This window comes from Fibrella musci (genome assembly GCF_041321105.1).
Lineage (GTDB): Bacteria > Bacteroidota > Bacteroidia > Cytophagales > Spirosomataceae > Fibrella > Fibrella musci.
Genome location: NZ_JBGGWD010000004.1, coordinates 751,667 through 767,855, shown reverse-complemented (window position 1 = coordinate 767,855; position 16,189 = coordinate 751,667). Strand labels below are relative to the sequence as shown.

The 16,189-nt window shown below is 57.6% G+C and carries 11 protein-coding genes and 1 rRNA gene; 8 read left to right on the top strand and 4 right to left on the bottom strand.

Annotated features, from left to right (window positions below):
• Positions 1-87, bottom strand: a 16S ribosomal RNA gene (locus ACAW74_RS16360); the annotation flags it as partial.
• 628 nt (positions 88-715) lie between these two features.
• Here ACAW74_RS16360 and ACAW74_RS16355 point away from each other — a divergent pair.
• Both ACAW74_RS16355 and ACAW74_RS16350 read left to right on the top strand, forming a co-directional pair.
• Complete coding sequence (locus tag ACAW74_RS16355; RefSeq protein ID WP_370699279.1) at positions 716-1,960, top strand: exonuclease SbcCD subunit D C-terminal domain-containing protein; 1,245 nt, start codon at positions 716-718, stop codon at positions 1,958-1,960.
• A 36-nt stretch (positions 1,961-1,996) separates the two neighbouring features.
• Positions 1,997-5,080 carry an AAA family ATPase gene (locus ACAW74_RS16350; RefSeq protein WP_370699278.1) on the top strand — a complete coding sequence of 1,028 codons (3,084 nt, stop codon included), beginning with the start codon at positions 1,997-1,999 and terminating at the stop codon, positions 5,078-5,080.
• A 113-nt stretch (positions 5,081-5,193) separates the two neighbouring features.
• On the opposite strand, the gene ACAW74_RS16345 is transcribed toward ACAW74_RS16350, so the two are convergent.
• The 3 genes from ACAW74_RS16345 to ACAW74_RS16335 all read right to left on the bottom strand — a co-directional run bounded on the left by ACAW74_RS16345 (position 5,194) and on the right by ACAW74_RS16335 (position 8,627).
• Positions 5,194-6,000, bottom strand: a complete 807-nt coding sequence (locus ACAW74_RS16345) for an enoyl-ACP reductase FabI (protein ID WP_370699277.1) — start codon at positions 5,998-6,000, stop codon at positions 5,194-5,196.
• Positions 6,001-6,132: 132 nt separating this feature from the next.
• A complete protein-coding gene (locus tag ACAW74_RS16340) occupies positions 6,133-7,149 on the bottom strand; it encodes an alpha/beta hydrolase (RefSeq protein WP_370699276.1) in 1,017 nt (338 codons plus the stop codon).
• 20 nt (positions 7,150-7,169) lie between these two features.
• Positions 7,170-8,627, bottom strand: a complete 1,458-nt coding sequence (locus ACAW74_RS16335) for a sulfatase family protein (RefSeq protein ID WP_370699275.1) — start codon at positions 8,625-8,627, stop codon at positions 7,170-7,172.
• Positions 8,628-8,776: 149 nt separating this feature from the next.
• On the opposite strand from ACAW74_RS16335, the gene ACAW74_RS16330 reads away from it, so the two are divergent.
• The 6 genes from ACAW74_RS16330 to ACAW74_RS16305 all read left to right on the top strand — a co-directional run bounded on the left by ACAW74_RS16330 (position 8,777) and on the right by ACAW74_RS16305 (position 16,183).
• A complete protein-coding gene (locus tag ACAW74_RS16330) occupies positions 8,777-9,661 on the top strand; it encodes a CE1 family esterase (protein ID WP_370699274.1) in 885 nt (294 codons plus the stop codon).
• A gap of 21 nt (positions 9,662-9,682) precedes the next feature.
• On the top strand, positions 9,683-10,696 hold the full coding sequence (locus tag ACAW74_RS16325) for a zinc-dependent alcohol dehydrogenase (protein WP_370699273.1): 1,014 nt from the start codon (positions 9,683-9,685) through the stop codon (positions 10,694-10,696).
• A 44-nt stretch (positions 10,697-10,740) separates the two neighbouring features.
• Positions 10,741-12,069 (top strand): MFS transporter, encoded by a 1,329-nt coding sequence (locus tag ACAW74_RS16320; protein WP_370699272.1) that lies wholly within the window; start codon positions 10,741-10,743, stop codon positions 12,067-12,069.
• 19 nt (positions 12,070-12,088) lie between these two features.
• The gene (locus ACAW74_RS16315; RefSeq protein ID WP_370699271.1) at positions 12,089-13,636 is read left to right on the top strand and encodes a sulfatase family protein; all 1,548 of its coding nucleotides are present in this window, start codon (positions 12,089-12,091) and stop codon (positions 13,634-13,636) included.
• Between the two features lie 237 nt (positions 13,637-13,873).
• Positions 13,874-14,926 (top strand): FHA domain-containing protein, encoded by a 1,053-nt coding sequence (locus ACAW74_RS16310; protein WP_370699270.1) that lies wholly within the window; start codon positions 13,874-13,876, stop codon positions 14,924-14,926.
• A 273-nt stretch (positions 14,927-15,199) separates the two neighbouring features.
• The gene (locus ACAW74_RS16305) at positions 15,200-16,183 is read left to right on the top strand and encodes a PP2C family protein-serine/threonine phosphatase (protein ID WP_370699269.1); all 984 of its coding nucleotides are present in this window, start codon (positions 15,200-15,202) and stop codon (positions 16,181-16,183) included.
• Positions 16,184-16,189: the final 6 nt, after the last annotated feature.

Sequence of the window (16,189 nt, the reverse complement as noted above, 5' to 3'; positions counted from 1 at the left end):
TGCCGCTGGTCTTGCGACCCGCTCGACTTGCATGTATTAGGCCTGCCGCTAGCGTTCATCCTGAGCCAGGATCAAACTCTCCATCGTAAATATGTTTGTCCCGCCCAAGGCGGGACGTGTCTTTGCGGACGACTGCCCGCTTCAGGAAAACCTGTAAGCGTAGTCGGCCAGACGTTTGTTATTGTGCTGCCAGTTGGTCAAAGAACAGATCGATAAACCATTGTTTATCGAGGCGCTAATCACTTAGCTGGGATGTTATTTTGTAACTCTTTTTCCGATTTCGGTATCCCTTTCCGATTTGGTTTTGCAAAGGTACGTTTTAAATTTCGTTTGTCAAGCTTTTCGTAAAAAATATTTTTGACTTTTTCCGAGGTGCTGACCCTTTGCTTTCTCAGTAAAAGCGACCATTCTGCGTTCGCTTCGTGGCCGTTGTTCCTGATTGGGACTGCAAAAGTAGTAGGTTGATGGGCCCGTGTCAAGGCCTATTCTGAAAAAACTGGAGGCTTTTTACAAAAAACTCCGCAACTCACTGACTTTCACCTAATCTATTGGCTAAACTTTTTTGATCGACGATCTGATGTCGGCTTTTAGCCAATAAAATTGTACTTTAGCAAGGGCACACTTGCTGATGAAGCGTCCGTTTGGGACACCTCAACAAGCCGCTGTGTTGTTAACTTGCTAATATGACAAAACAAAGTTGACGCTTTGTTCACGCATGACCATTTTACATACGGCTGATTGGCATTTGGGGAAACGATTGTACCGTTCGGACCTTCGCGAAGATCATGCCCATTTCCTGAATTGGCTGGCTAACGAAGTTGAACAGCGGCAAGCCGATGTGTTGCTTCTATCCGGCGACGTGTTTGATACAACCAACCCAAACGACGGGTCGATGCAGTTGTATTACCAGTTCCTGACCCGGATGCTCCCGCTCCCGGTTACGATCATCATCACGGGCGGCAACCACGATTCGGCCACTAAACTCAACGCCCCCCGCAAACTGCTGCACCATCTGAATATACATGTAGTAGGTTGCACCACCGCCGACTGCGCTGATGAAGTGATTCGGCTAGCCAACGGTTCCACCGATCTGGTCGTAGCAGCAGTTCCCTACCTGCGCGATGCCGATCTGCGGCAGTCGATCTCCGGGCAAACCTACGAGGATCGCGTGGAGGCGCTGCGCATGGGCATCCGCAACCACTATGAGCGCACGGCCGACTATTGCGCCCAAACTTTCAGCAACGTACCTGTGCTGGCGATGGGGCACCTTTATGTAAACGGGGCTGCGATTTCGGAAAGCGAACGCGAGATTCACGCCATTGGTGGGCAGGCAGCCTTTTCGTCGGAACACTTTCCGGCAGGGTTCGACTATGTAGCGCTGGGACATATCCATATGCCACAGCGTGTGGGCAGCAGCGATACGGTCCGGTATAGCGGTTCGCCGATTCCGCTTAGTTTTGGCGAGCGCGATCAGGCGCATCAATTGCTGGCCATTACGCTCGACAACGGACGAGTCACTACGATCGAATCCGTACCGGTGCCACAAGCGCGGGCGCTACGACATGTGTCAGGTACGTTGGATGAGGTGCACGAGAAACTGAACACGCTGACGAGCACACATCCGCTCCCGGCGCTGGTGGAAGTGCTGGTGGAGGAAGATAATGAAAGCCTCACGACACGGATGCACTTTGACCAGTTGCAACGCGATTACCGCGATGCGCCCTTTATCCTCGCTAAAACCCGCCTGCTGTTCCGCAACAAGCGCAAGAGTCTGGCCAATCTGTTTGCGGCCGAAACGCACCTGGTCGACCTGACGCATACCGAAGTGTTTGAACACCGGCTTACGCTGAGCGAGGTAGCCGGTGACGAACGTACCCAGTTGCTCGAAGCCTACGAACAACTCTATAAGATGGTGACCGAACAGCCCGCTGCGGCAGCGACATCGTTGATAAGCCGGTAACGGCACAGGCGCGTTTGGCTGCGCTATATATATAGTATGAAAATCCGACAGATTCGATTCAGGAATATCAACTCGTTTTATGGCGAGCACCCCCCTATCGCGTTTGCTAGTGGCGTGCTCGGCGAAACGGGCCTTTTTGTGATTTCGGGGCCAACGGGCGCGGGCAAATCAACGCTGCTCGACGTGATGACGCTGGCGCTGTATAACCGGCTTCCGCGTGTGGGCGGCCCAATCTCGTCGGCCAACATTGTCGAGGAAGGCTTGATCGTAAACCGGCAGGCCGCCGCCGAGCCCAACGCCGCCGCTTATGCCGAAGTAGAATATGAAGTGGGTGGGCACCGGTATCGGTCGCGATGGTCGATTCGGAAAAACCGGAACAACAACTGGAACAACTACGAGATGGAAGTGGCCCGGCTCGCCGACGACAAACCGGAGGGTGTACTGTTTCCCATCAAAGACCTGCGCGATTTCCCGAAGAAAAACGAAGAGCTGATTGGTCTTTCCTACGAGCAGTTTGTGAAGTCGATCGTGCTGGCGCAGGGGGCTTTCGATCAGTTCCTGAAAGCCAAAGCGGCCGAACGGAGTAAGATGCTGGAGAAAATCACCGGCACCGAAATCTACCGGCAGTTGAGCCGTAAGGCGTTTGAGCACCATAAATTCCTGGAGGAGCAGATCAGCCACAAGAAACAGTCGATTGCGGGCATCCGGATGCTGAGCGACGAACGACTGGCCGAGCTGACCGAGCAACTTACGCAGGCCGACGAACGCCTCGACGAACTGGCGAAGGCGATAAAAACCTTCGATGCCGAAAAGAAATGGGCCGAAGCCGCCGAACAGGCCGAAAACGAACTAGCCAAAGCAGCACGTACCCAGGAAAAACTGACCGAAAAACAAACGGCTTTTGCCGATGAACGCGAACGGCTCCGGCAGCACGACGAGGTTACGCCCCTTGCTGGCTTGCTCACCGAATTGGCCGGCAGCGAACGTACCCTGCGCAAAGCCCGGCAGGATCAGGCCGATAGTACCACCGAACTGAACTGCCTGACCGATCAGTTTGAGGCGCTGCTGGTCGAAGTTACCCGGTTCACTGGTACCTCGAAATTGACCGAAACAACCGTCGGGCCCGCCATCGAAGCCTTTCGCGATCGGCTGAAGGCGATGCAGGACCGGATCGTAGCCGAGCAAAACGTAGCCGCGCCACTGACGCAGGCCATCCGGCAGCAGTTGGCCAATGCGCCGGCCCATTTCAACGTACCGGCCTTCTCGCCCAACCAGGTCGACGAGGCCGTGGAAACGCTGGCCGCCCAGCAGCGGACGGTGACGCAGCAGATCGACACCTTGCAGCTAACGTACCCAGACGTAACGCCCGCTACCCTCGACCAACGCCTCGATCAGCTCACGGTTCGGCAGCAGGTATTGGGCGAACTGGCGCTGTTGGAAGAAGAACAGCAGAAACGGATTCTGGAGGGGCAGCAGCTTGCCGAACCCATTACGAAGTTCAAACAGCAGTTTGCCGAGAATGAACCGCTTTTACTGGCGGCGCTGGAACGCGAACGGGCCGCGCAGGAGGCGGTGCAACGGATCGAAGCCGACCAACGCCGGTTTAGTCAGGAAGCCGACCTGACGCAACTGCGCGAGGGCCTGATTGCCGACGAGCCCTGCCCCCTCTGTGGGTCGCGGGAGCATCCGTATGCCACCCATTACGTCAACCAGTTGGGGACTCTAGCCGCGGCGCTGCTGTTGGCTAAAGACGACGAAAAACAAGCTAAAGCTGCCGCCCGAACGCTGGCCGACGCCCAGCTTAGCCTGACGGCAAAAGTACAGGAGGCGGAACGTACCCAGGCCGAATTGCGTAGTCTCTACCGCGAAAAGCGCGATTATATCGATGGGCTTCGCGTAGCCAATCAGATCGACGCCGACATGGGTCCGGCGCTGATGCGGGCCGAACAGCACGAACTGGCTCAGACCCAGACGCGGCTCCACACCCTGCGCAACGCCTGGGAGCAACACCGCCTACTCACAACGCTGACGACCCAGTTGACCGACCTTCAACGGAGTCAGCAAAAATTGGAGGCGTTGTTGATCGAGCGAAACGAGCTGTATGCAGGCGACGATTGGGCACAACGGGCCAATACCCTGCTACGCACAACCACCGACTTGCAAAGTCGCATGGGCACACAAACCGAATTACTCCAGAAAGCCGATGCCGACGAACGGGCTGCTCTGGCCGATGAGCGCCGCATCCTGACAACTTTGAAGCCACTCTTCAAGAAACGAGGACTGGCCGATGCCACCGCCGCGCGGGCGTTGTTGCTGGACACGCCGACAGTGCAGAAACTACGTACCCAGCAGGAAGCCCTCGACCGCGAACGCATCGAACTGGACCAACGCACCACTGACGAACAGCGCCGCCTCGCCGATGCCCAGAAAAACCGCAAAACTGAGCTACCCCTCGGCGAGGTGCGTCGTGAACTGGATACACTGCGCCGCGAACAGCAAAAGGTGCTGTCGGCATCGGGGCACGCCCGGGGTGAACTGGACGCTAACCGCAAGAGCCTACAGGCGCATCAGAAAGGGATAAGTGAACTGGCCCAACTGGAAGCGGCCATTGTCCCCTGGCGTGAATTGAAAAAGTTGATTGGCAGCGCCACGGGCGACTCGTTCAGCAAGTTTGCGCAGAGCCTGACGCTTTCGCAGCTGATCGGGCTGGCCAACCGGCGCCTCACCGACCTCACCGACCGCTACTTGCTCCTGCCGCCGCGCGACGATCAGGACGATCTGTTTGTGGTGGATCTGTATCAGGGACAGGCTGAGCGCACGATTACCAGCCTCTCGGGTGGCGAGACGTTTACGCTGAGCCTGGCGCTGGCGCTGGGGTTGTCTGACCTGGCGTCGCGCAATGTGCAGATCGACAGCCTGTTTATCGACGAAGGCTTCGGCACACTCGATCCCGACGCGCTGGATACGGCCATCGTGATGCTGGAAAAGCTACAGCAGGACAGCCAGAAAACGGTTGGTATTATTTCGCACCGGCACGAAATCAAGGAGCGGATTTCCGTGCAGATTCAAGTCGAAAAAGGCAACGACGGTAACAGCCGGGTAAAGGTGGTTAGTGAGTAAAGAGGAATGTACAATGCACGATGTATAATGTACAATGGCTCGCCAGTGAGTAAGCAACTTATCTGGCTATCACACACATTGTACATTATACATCGTGCATTGTACATTCTCTCTTACAAACTCTCCATCACTTCCTGCGAGACGCCGGTTGAGACGAAGCCACCGTCGTGGAAGAGGTTCTGCATCGTCACCATCCGCGTGAAATCCGAGAAGAGCGTGAGGCAGTAGTCGGCGCACTGATCGGCCGAGGCGTTGCCCAGCGGCGCAATCTTGTCGGCAAATCCGTAGAATTTATCGAACCCGCCAATGCCACTACCGGCCGTGGTCACCGTGGGCGACTGCGATACGGTGTTAACCCGCACTTTGCGGAATTTACCGTAGTGGTAACCGAAGCTGCGCGTGATCGATTCGAGCATCGCCTTAGCCTCGGCCATATCGGTGTAGAACGGGAACGTCCGTTGCGCCGCCATGTAGGTAAGCGCTACCACGGAACCCCACTCGGCGATAGCATCCTGCTTGTAGGCAACCTGCAACATCTTGTGCAGCGACAGGGCCGACACGTCGAGGCTTTGCTTGAACCACTCGTAGTTGAGGTCGGTATAGGCGCGGCCTTTGCGGATGTTGGGGCTCATGCCGATGCTATGCAGCACGAAGTCGATCTTCCCCCCCAGCACTTCCTGCGACTGCGTGAAGAGCTTTTCGAGGTCTTCAACCGAGGTGGCGTCGGCGGGGATGATCTCGGCGCTGCATTGCTCGGCCAGGCGGTTAATCTCGCCCATGCGCATGGCGATGGGTGCGTTGGTCAGCACAAACGATGCCCCTTCCTCTTTCGCCTTCAACGCCACTTTCCAGGCGATTGATTGCTCATTTAAGGCACCCGAAATGATGCCGCGCTTTCCATTCAGTAATCCGTAAGCCATTCAAAAAAAGAGTTTGCAGTTTGAGGTTTGCAGTTTGCAGTTCACGACTTAAACAGGCCATCTACCTAACAATTAGGAAGTTGACGATCAAAACCCGCAAACTAAAAACGAAATAACGGTGCAAAAATAAGCCTATTCGGTGGGTTTCAACCCTACTTTTTCGCGGAGAAACTGCTCCGTCGCCCGGTAAACACCGTCCAGATCGCCCGAGGTAAAGTGCGAGGCAATGACGTGTTCGCCCGCCTTTGGGAAAGCTACCTGCTGTTTCTGATTAGGCAACGTACCCAGCTGATCGAACATGGCGCGCATGGCGGCTACCGATACCGTTTTGTCCTGATTAGCCTCGTCTTTGTAATAATAGCCCATAAAAAGCGGCTGCTTTACCCGCGCGAATAACTCGGGCGTCATGTAGGTGTCCAGCATGGTTTGCAGCGTAAGCAGCCCGTTGGTATGGTAGCGGGTGAGCCAGTAGCGGGCGCGATCGGGTTTGTAATGGGTAACGGTAACGTGTTCGTCGGGCATCACCGTGTTCAGAATCTGTTGGCCCCAGGGCCCGGTCGTCAACGCGAGGGCCGGGTTGGCCACCTCAATGCAGGGCGAATACAGCACGACCGCCGCCAGTTCGGGGTGTTCGGCCGCCAGACAAAGCGACAGCATCCCGCCCGCCGACGTACCTACGAGGATCACCCTGTCGCCCAGCGCCTGCCCGATAGCCAATGCCCGTTCGGCCGAGGCAACGTACCTGGCGGGTGTCAGGTCCCGCATGGCGTCGGGCGAGCGCAGGCCGTGCTCGGCGGGGCGGGCCAGATACAGGTTACAGCCAAACCGGCGGGCCAGTTGCGTATGCACCGGGTCGCCCTCGGCCCAACTGGCCCCGAAACCGGGAATATACACGATGCTGTAGGGCGTTTTCTGCTTGCGCGCACTATCGGCCCACACAATCCGCGCCTCGTTGTCGGGTTTCAGCCCGGCTTGCCTTTCCGACTCCGCAATCAGCCGTTCCAGCCTGGCCAGGTCGGACGGGTTTGCGGTTTCGGCCAGTTTGACGGCTTCGCGCTTCACAGCGTCGAACCGGTATCGTGGCCCAAGCGCATAGACAAGGGCCAGCCCCGTCAGAAGACCGATGAGTATGAGCAGAATACGTTTCATAAGGTAAGCGTATCGGACAGCTATTGAGTTACTCGGCCGACGGGGCGGTTATTGGCCCCCTGCCGCTGTTGCAGATCATCGCCCATATCGGCGCGCGCTTCGTCGGCCAGTTTTTGCAGGGATTGAACAATATCGGGGTGCTGCGCCTGTACGTCGTACCGCTCGCCGGGGTCATGCACCAGGTCGTAGAGGGCCATCGGAAAATTGAAGTTTTCCGTGCTGGGCCCCGGCTGTCCATTGCGTCCCATCGGGAAGCCTTCGTAGGTACGTCCCGGATGGGCAAACACCAGTTTCCAGTCGCCTTTCCGCACCGCTTCGAGGTTGTTTTTCCGGTAGTAATAATAAAACCGGTCGCGGGGAATCTGGGTATCGTCGCCTTTCAGCAGGGCCGTCCAGTCGACCCCATCGATGGGGCGTTTAGGCTGACGGGCACCGCACAGTTTGGCCACCGTGGGCAGCACGTCCATCGTCGTCAGCAATTTATTGCTCACCCGGCCCGCCGGTACCACGCCCGGCCAACGCACAAGGCAAGGCACCCGGTTGCCACCTTCGTAGGTAGTCCCCTTGCCTTCGCGCAGCCCGCCCGCCGACCCGGCATGATCGCCGTAGTTGAGCCAGGGGCCGTTGTCGCTGATGAAGAGCACGAGCGTGTTTTTGTCGAGTCCCTGCTGTTTCAGTTCCTGCATTACCTGCCCAACCGACCAGTCCAGTTCCATCAGTACGTCGCCAAACAATCCGCGTCCGCTCTTTCCCCGAAACCGCGCCGACGCAGCCAGCGGTACGTGTGGTAGCGGATGCGGGATGTACAGAAAAAACGCACCTTTGCGGTGCTGACGGATAAACGAAACGGCCCGGTCGGTGATGGCCGTGGTGAGTTCGCTCGCGTCGGTCAAATCCTTTACCTGTTTGGTTGGCTGGTTCCCCTCCATCAGATACAACGGCGGGTAATTGGCGTGCGCCTGATCGGGGTGGAGCGGCCACATGTCGTGTGAATACGGCACCCCGAAATACTCGTCGAATCCGTGCTGAAGCGGCAGAAAAGCGGGTTTACTGCCCAAGTGCCATTTGCCGAAAATGCCGGTAGCGTAACCCTGCTCCTTCAGCAGTTCGGCCAGGGTTTCTTCGTCCGGGTTCAGCCCAACGGTAGACGTAGGTCCGTAGGCACCGGCAATGCCAATTCGATTGGGGTAACAGCCCGTCAGCAACGAAGCCCGCGAGGCCGTGCAGACGGGCTGGGCAGCCAGGAAATTGGTAAACCGGGTGCCTTCGGCGGCCATGCGGTCCAGGTTGGGCGTGAGGTAACCTAGGGCGCCTGTGCACGACAAATCGCCGTATCCCAGATCATCCATAAAGAATAGGACGACGTTCGGTTTTCTGACGGCAGGAGCCGGGGCACCCGTCTGCGCGCTGATTGCCAGCCAACCGACACAGACCGTCAGGCAGGCGACGATGACAGAAAAAAAACGGGTTTGCTTCATAAACGCTGGTTGGGATTGCGTGGGTGTATGGCTGCCAATCTACTGCATTATCGGTATACGCTGAGTATGGAGGCCCATCTGGTCTACTTATAAACCCAGCCAACTTACCGCTCAACCCTACGAACACTGGCCAGACCGGTGATTTACTCATGCGTTTCCATTTCCTCTCTACGCTTTTGCTGCTTGGTGTAGCCATTGCTTCCACCAACGCTCAGGTACGTACCGATTCCGTTCTGATCGAGGGCCACTACCGCGTTTTCCATTACAATCAACCCGCCAAACCCCTGGCAAAGCCTTTACTGGTTTTCGTGATGCACGGGTCGGGTGGCGACGGGCTGGGCATGATGAAATCGGCCACGAATATGGATCGGCGGGCCGGCAACGAAAATACGCTAGTGGTGTACCCCGACGGCTACAAACGCTACTGGAACGAGTGCCGGAAAGCGTCACCCGCGCAGGCCAACAAGGAAGACGTGAACGAGCAGGCCTTTTTTACCGGCATGATCGCCTATTTCCAGCAACGCTACCAGATCGACCCGAAGGCCGTTTTTGCGGTAGGTACGTCGGGCGGTGGACACATGGCTTATAAACTGGCCTTGACCATGCCCGGTACGTTCCGGGCCGTCACGGCCATCATTGCCAACCTGCCCGATGACGACAATCTGGACTGTGTGCCGTCAGGTAAGCCAGTAGCCATCATGATCATCAACGGCACCGAAGACCCCATCAATCCCTACAACGGCGGCCCCGTCATTCTTGGAAAAAACATGAACATGGGCGCGGTTCGATCAACGGAGCGCACCCTGGCTTATTGGGCTGATTTGGCACGCTACAACGGCAAACCCACTCACGACAACGTACCTGACCGCGACCCCGCCGACGGCAAAACCATCGAGCGTTTTACGTACCGGGCCAAGGGCAAACCCGATGTGGTGCTGCTAAAAGTGAACGGCGGAAAGCACGATTACCCCAACGATATCGACGTGCATGAGGAAGCGCTCACGTTCTTCCAGCAACAGCGCCAACGACAGTAATCGACCCCATTCTTTTGTACCATGAAAGCGGCTTTCCTCGACGCCCCCAACCGCATTCAGTTGCGCGACCTGCCCATCCCCGAGCCGGGCGTGGGCGAGCTACGGGTCAAGCTGAAGCAAACGGGGATATGCGGATCCGACGTCCATTTATTTCTGGGCCATCGCCCATTACCCCGGCCTACTGTTCTGGGGCATGAGGGGCTGGGCGTCATCGACAAAATCGGGGCGAATGTAACGAGTCGTACGATTGGCGAACGGGTCGTCATTGAGCCCAACATTCCGTGCCGTCAATGCCGCTATTGCTGGTCGGGCCGGAGCACCATCTGTCCCAACAAACGGATCATCGGCCAGAACGAAGCGGGCTGTTTCGCCGATTACGTGATCATACCAGCCGACTACGGCTGGGCGGTGCCGGCGTCCATTTCCGACGACGATGCCGTAGCGGTTGAACCGATGGCGGTGGCGCTCCATGCCCTGCTGGCGTCGAGTGCCAAACCGGGCGATACCATCGCCGTGCTTGGGTTGGGCGCGATTGGTTTGTTGCTTACTCACCTGGCGCTGGCGCTGGGTTACCGGGTACTGGTAACCGAAATCAGCCCGACGAAACTAGGGTTGGCCGAATCGATGGGAGCCTTGGCGGTGGGCGGATCGGGGACGCTAACTGAGCAGGAGCAGGTACTGGCTGGCAACTGGCTGGCCAACGACGTCTGTGCGGTCTTCGAGTGTGCGGGCGCGGCGGTCACGGCTTCACTGGCGACGGCTGCGGCTCCCCGTGGCGCTGAGATTGTGCTGGTCGGGCTGTCGGGTCATCCGGCGTCATTCACCCCCTTAAAAATAGCCCGCGAAGGCATTCACATAATCCCGTCGATCATCTATGACCACCCAACCGATTTCCGGCGCACGCTCCAGCTGATGGCGGCGGGCATCATCCGGCCCGGCTTTATCATTTCGGAACGAACGCCGCTCGACGACTTGCAGGCCGCGCTGGAAACAGCCGCACAGGGTGAAGCGAGTAAAATTCTGATTACCTTTTAACAGGCAGCAACACTATCCAAAGCCTTCATTTCCCGTAACGATCCATGACAACCGAAATCGATTCAAACGAGCCTCTCGTCGACCCTAAAGCGCGGCTCGATGCCCAGCCGATGAGCCTGTTTCAGATCCTGATGGTGGGCATTTGCTTTGTGCTGAACATGAACGATGGCATCGACGTACTGGTCGTTTCGTTTACCGGTTCGGAGATCATTCGCGAATGGGGGCTGTCGAAAAGCGAGCTTGGGTACGTGTTCAGTGCGGGGCTGGCGGGCATGACCTTGGGGTGCTTTGTGTTGGCGCCCTTCGGCGACAAAGTCGGGCGTCGGCGCATGTTTATACTCGCCCTAAGCCTGATTACGACCGGGATGTTGCTTGCCTCGGTTGTGGCGGTTTATTGGCAACTGCTCGCCTGCCGGTTTATCACCGGGCTGGGCATCGGCTGCATTTTACCGTCGCTGGCCGCAGTGGCCGCCGAATTTGCCAACGAAAAACGGCGCGACTTTGCGGTTGGGCTTGTGCAGGCAGGCTGGCCCATTGGGGCTATCCTGGCGGGTTTCTTCACGGCCTGGGCCGTGCCGCTTTTTGGGTGGCGGGTGGCCTACCTGGCAGCGGGGCTAGTTTCGGCAGTCATGCTGGTCTTTATCAGTCTGTTTATGCCCGAATCGCTCGCCTACCTGCTGGGTCGTCAGCCGGCCAATGCCCTTCAAACAATCAACGCCCTCCTGATTCGCATGGGGCAACCCATCATCGCACGACTCCCACCGCCAACTACCCAATCGGCCAACGTACCCATTGCCAACCTGGTTAGCCCACAGTACCGAAACGCTACCATTCGTTTGTGGATCGGTGTCTTTTTCGGGATGGTGACACTCTACACGGTGATGAGCTGGGTGCCCACGCTGGCCCACGACGCCGGTATGCCGTTTGTGCTGGCCACCTACGTGGGTACGTCGCTTAACCTAGGCGCGTTTGTGGGCAGCCTGACCATTGGACTGCTGGCCGGGCGGTACAGGCTGCGGGTACTGATCCCGCTTTTTCTGCTGATTGCCTTCGGAGTAATGATGGCCTACGGCAGCCTCTCGCTCACGCCCGTGTTGATGTTTTTACTGACGTTCGGCATCGGCTTCTTCGTGCAGGGCGGCTTCAATGGCTTTTACCCGGCCATCACCCGCGTCTACCCAGCCACTGTCCGCACCACGGGCATCGGGCTGGCGGTAGGTGTCGGGCGGTTTGGGGCGATCCTGGGGCCGGGACTTTTCGGGGTGCTGTCTGACGCCTCGCTCAGCAAACCTGCGCTCATGGCGCTTTTTTCGGCCCCGCTGCTCATCGCCGGACTTATGGTGTTTACCTTACCCGCCAATAACCTCGACTAACCTTTTCGCTGAATTTTCGATGAAAACGTCATTCGCTACCTTGGGTTTCCTGCTGACACTAGCCTTACTCGTGGCGTTCAAACCCACGCCCCCGACCCGGAACAAGGCTGCCAAACCCAAAAACATCATCTTCATTCTGTCCGACGATCATCGGTACGACTTTATGGGCTTTACCGGCAAAGTGGCCGGGCTAAAAACGCCTAACCTCGACCGGCTGGCGCGCAATGGCGTTCATGTGCGAAATGCGTTTGTCAGCACGGCCCTGTGTTCGCCCAGCCGCGCCAGCATTCTGTCGGGGCAGTATGCGCATACGCACCGGGTGGTCGACAATTTTGCGCCGCTTCAGAAAGGGCTCAAATTCTTCCCGCAGTATTTGCAGCAGGCAGGCTACCAAACGGCTTTTCTGGGCAAATGGCACATGGGCGATGCCGACGACGCCCCTCAGCCGGGGTTCAACCACTGGGTGAGTTTCCGGGGGCAGGGCGTGTACTATAACCCCACGCTCAACGTCAATGGCAAGCAGGTGAGCTATACCGACAGCAGCTATACCACCGACCTGCTCACCGACTATGCGCTGAACTGGCTCAAAACGCAGCCTACAAGTAAGCCGTTCTGCCTGTACCTCTCGCACAAAGCCGTTCATGCCGAGTTTCAGCCCGCCAGGCGGCATCGGGGTATGTACCGCAACATGCCCATCAATTACCCGCAAAGCATGTTCCTGACCGCTACCGACAGCAGCAAAAACTGGCCGGCGCTGGCCGGGAACGGGCAAACAGGCCGCAACCCTGAAACCGCTGCGCCAAAAGCCAACCTGGCCGACATGCCCAACTGGGTGAAGCAGCAGCGATACAGCTGGCACGGCGTCGACTACATGTATCACGGACAGATCGGTTTCAACGATTTCTACCGCCAATATTGCGAAACGCTCATGGGCGTGGATGACAGCGTGGGGCGGGTGCTGAAGTGGCTGGAAGACAACGGGCAGCTCGACAACACGCTCGTCGTTTACATGGGCGACAATGGCTTCAGTTTCGGCGAGCGCGGGCTGATCGACAAGCGGCACATGTATGAAGAGTCGATGCGGGTGCCGCTGCTGGTGCACTGCCCGGCGCTCACGAAGGGCGGCACTACCCTGGAGCAGGTGGTGCAGAACGTCGACATTGCCCCTACCCTGCTGGCCTACGCCGGTCTGCCCAAGCCCGCACAGATGCAGGGCAATTCATTTCTGCCGCTGTTGCAGGGCAAATCCATTCCCTGGCGCGAACAGGCGTTTTACGAGTATTACTGGGAAGCCGATTTTCCGCAGACACCCACCATGTTTGGCGTGCGGACAGATCGCTACAAATACATTTTCAACCACGGCGTGTGGGATGCCAACGAACTCTACGACCTGCAAACCGATCCACAGGAAGTAAACAACCTCATCCGCAGTCCGCAGCATCAGGAGATTGCCAAAAACCTGCGCAATCAGGTGTTCAACTGGCTCGAACAATCGGGTGGTCTACAGATCCCGCTGCACCCCGTCCGGCAAAAACGATCCGACCACCGCTTCAAAGGGACGTACTGAACCGCCAGCGTCAGGCCCTGAACGCACATAGGCAGAGCGGGTCTCGCTGTCGCCCGGTTCGGCACCGCATGGCTGGTAACGAAGTCGCCCAGGTGTGGTGATTTTCGGGTGTTCCTGCGCAAGGCGAAGCGGGCGGCGACTCAGTCTCATTTGCTGGCTCCACTGACACACTTTAACTCAACATCTGGCAAGGAATGGCGTTATTGTTCCGAAAAGCCCCATTCCTTACTCGTGTTGATGGATAAACCGAACCGGTTTTTACAAAAATTAAATAATCTGCTTGTCCCCAAAGCAGTCGATGACGACGAAGCCAAGCCTGTTTCCAGCGAACAGATTCTGCACGCGCTGCTGGCTTCTTTCGACGCCTCGCTCGACCGCGAAAGTATCGGCAACAAGCTACTCTTCAACGCGCACTACCTGATTGTGCTGCATCCAACCGCCTACGAACAGCGGCTGGCAGCACTGCCTGCTATCGTTGATGAGGCCGTGCGGCTGTTTATCGATCACCTGCGGCAACGCAAAGGCCCGCACGATCAGGTGATGCCCGTGTCGTCGCACTGGTTTTTCAAATTTGGTCCCGGTACCGAATACAACGGCCAAGCCATCGGCATCGATGATCTGAAAGTAGTCGGGTCGCTGTCGGGGCAGTCGGTAGGTGAGAATCCGCGTCCGGTAGCACAGCGGGGGGGCAACAAAGTGACGCGCAAAGTACAGAACACCAACGTGTTCGACACGCTCGACACCAACCGGCAGGCCTTTAGCCACATCGACTTCCGGGAGTCGGGCGCGTTTGCCGTCGATATCGATCTGAGCCAGTTTGCGCCGCCCGTGCCGGAGCCCGCCGCGCCGGAAGCCCGCCCCTCCGAGCCAACCAACGTACCTGGCGCGTCGATACCCGTCCCTCAGCAAAGCCGCCCCGCGCCCCTGGCCCCGCGCCCTCAACCCCAGGCCTTTGCCCGGATCGACTGTTATCTGGCCGATGCCAACGTAGAGGAAACCTACTGGATGCAGGACCGCGAGGTAGTGCTGGCCCGCCGGGAACCCGACAATGAAGCGTTCCCGAACTATATCCGCCTCAACTCGCCTTACGTCTCGAACCCGCACGCCCGGATTCGATTCAACGATACTACACAATCCTTTGAACTGGCGTCGTTCAGCCGGAATGAAACGCGCATCAACGAGCAGGTCGTCGCCCGAAGCGATCCAGGCCAACCTCAGTGGGTGCACCTGCCCAGCCCGTCGCAGATCCTGCTCAATGGCGTCGTAACGCTTCAGTTCAGTGCACAATAAATAATGTACAATGAACGATGTACAATGCACAATGGGCTAGCGCAAGCCTATTACCGCGTCAGCACATTGTACATCATACATTGTGCATTATACATTATACATCGTTCATTATTTATTACTCATTCACGCCTATGGACGCTATTCTCGCGTTTGTTCTCTTTGGGTTTGTCGGGCTGTTACTGGTTCGGCACTTTCAACAGTTGCCAAGATAGACAGGAAGTCGGTGGCGCGGGGTTGGTGTGTACCAACGCCGGTGCCGCTTAATACTAACGAATGGAAACACTTCGTATCGCCGGCCAAACCGACGTAGGGCGGCAACGGCGCGACAATCAGGACGCTTTCATCTGTGAACCCATCTGGACCGACGACACGGCGCTATTGGCCGTTATCGACGGGGTGGGTGGCTACGCGGGTGGCGACATAGCGGCCACCATTGCCCGTGACGCCATTTGCCATTACATGGCCGAACCCACCGGCGACCCGCTGACCATGTTGCGCGAAGCCGTCGTGTATGCCAACAATCAGATTGATCAGCGCCGCCGGTCCGACCCGAGTTTGTCGATGATGTGCTGCGTACTGACGGCTGCCATCGCCGATGCGCGGCAGCAGAAGGTATGGTTTGCACACGTAGGCGACACGCGGCTGTACCGGATTCAACTCGAAACGGGACACCTGCAAAAGCTGACGAGTGACCACTCGGTAGTGGGTGTGCGCGAAGATGCCAACCAGCTAACCGAGGCGCAGGCCATGCAACACCCCCGCCGCAACGAGGTATTGCGGACGGTGGGCTCGGCGCTACACCGGGTCGACGACGCTGATTTTCTGGAATCGGGTGAGTCGGATTTCGGCGCGGGAGAAGGACTGTTGCTCTGTAGCGATGGCCTCACCGACATGCTGACGTCGGCCGAAGTGGTGAACGTGCTGAATCGCGAAACGCCCCCCGACGAGCAGATCACCGAACTAATCAGGCAGGCCAATGAAGTGGGCGGGCAGGATAATATAACGGTCGTTTTGGCGTTACATACCGCCGATTCGGCCGCCAGCAACGTTATTAGCGTAGAACCTGTGACTGTAGAGCCCGTCGAAGCCGTTTATAAAGCGACACCGACGGGGCCCCTGCCTCCGCTGGTTACGCCGGTGCCGGTGGCAACCCCGCCTGAGCCGGTGGCGACTAAACCGGCGGGCAACCGCTGGTGGCTACTGGTTGTATTGGCGTTGGCACTGGGTTTGATTATCTATTGGTTGAGTGGCTTATAAACCTTA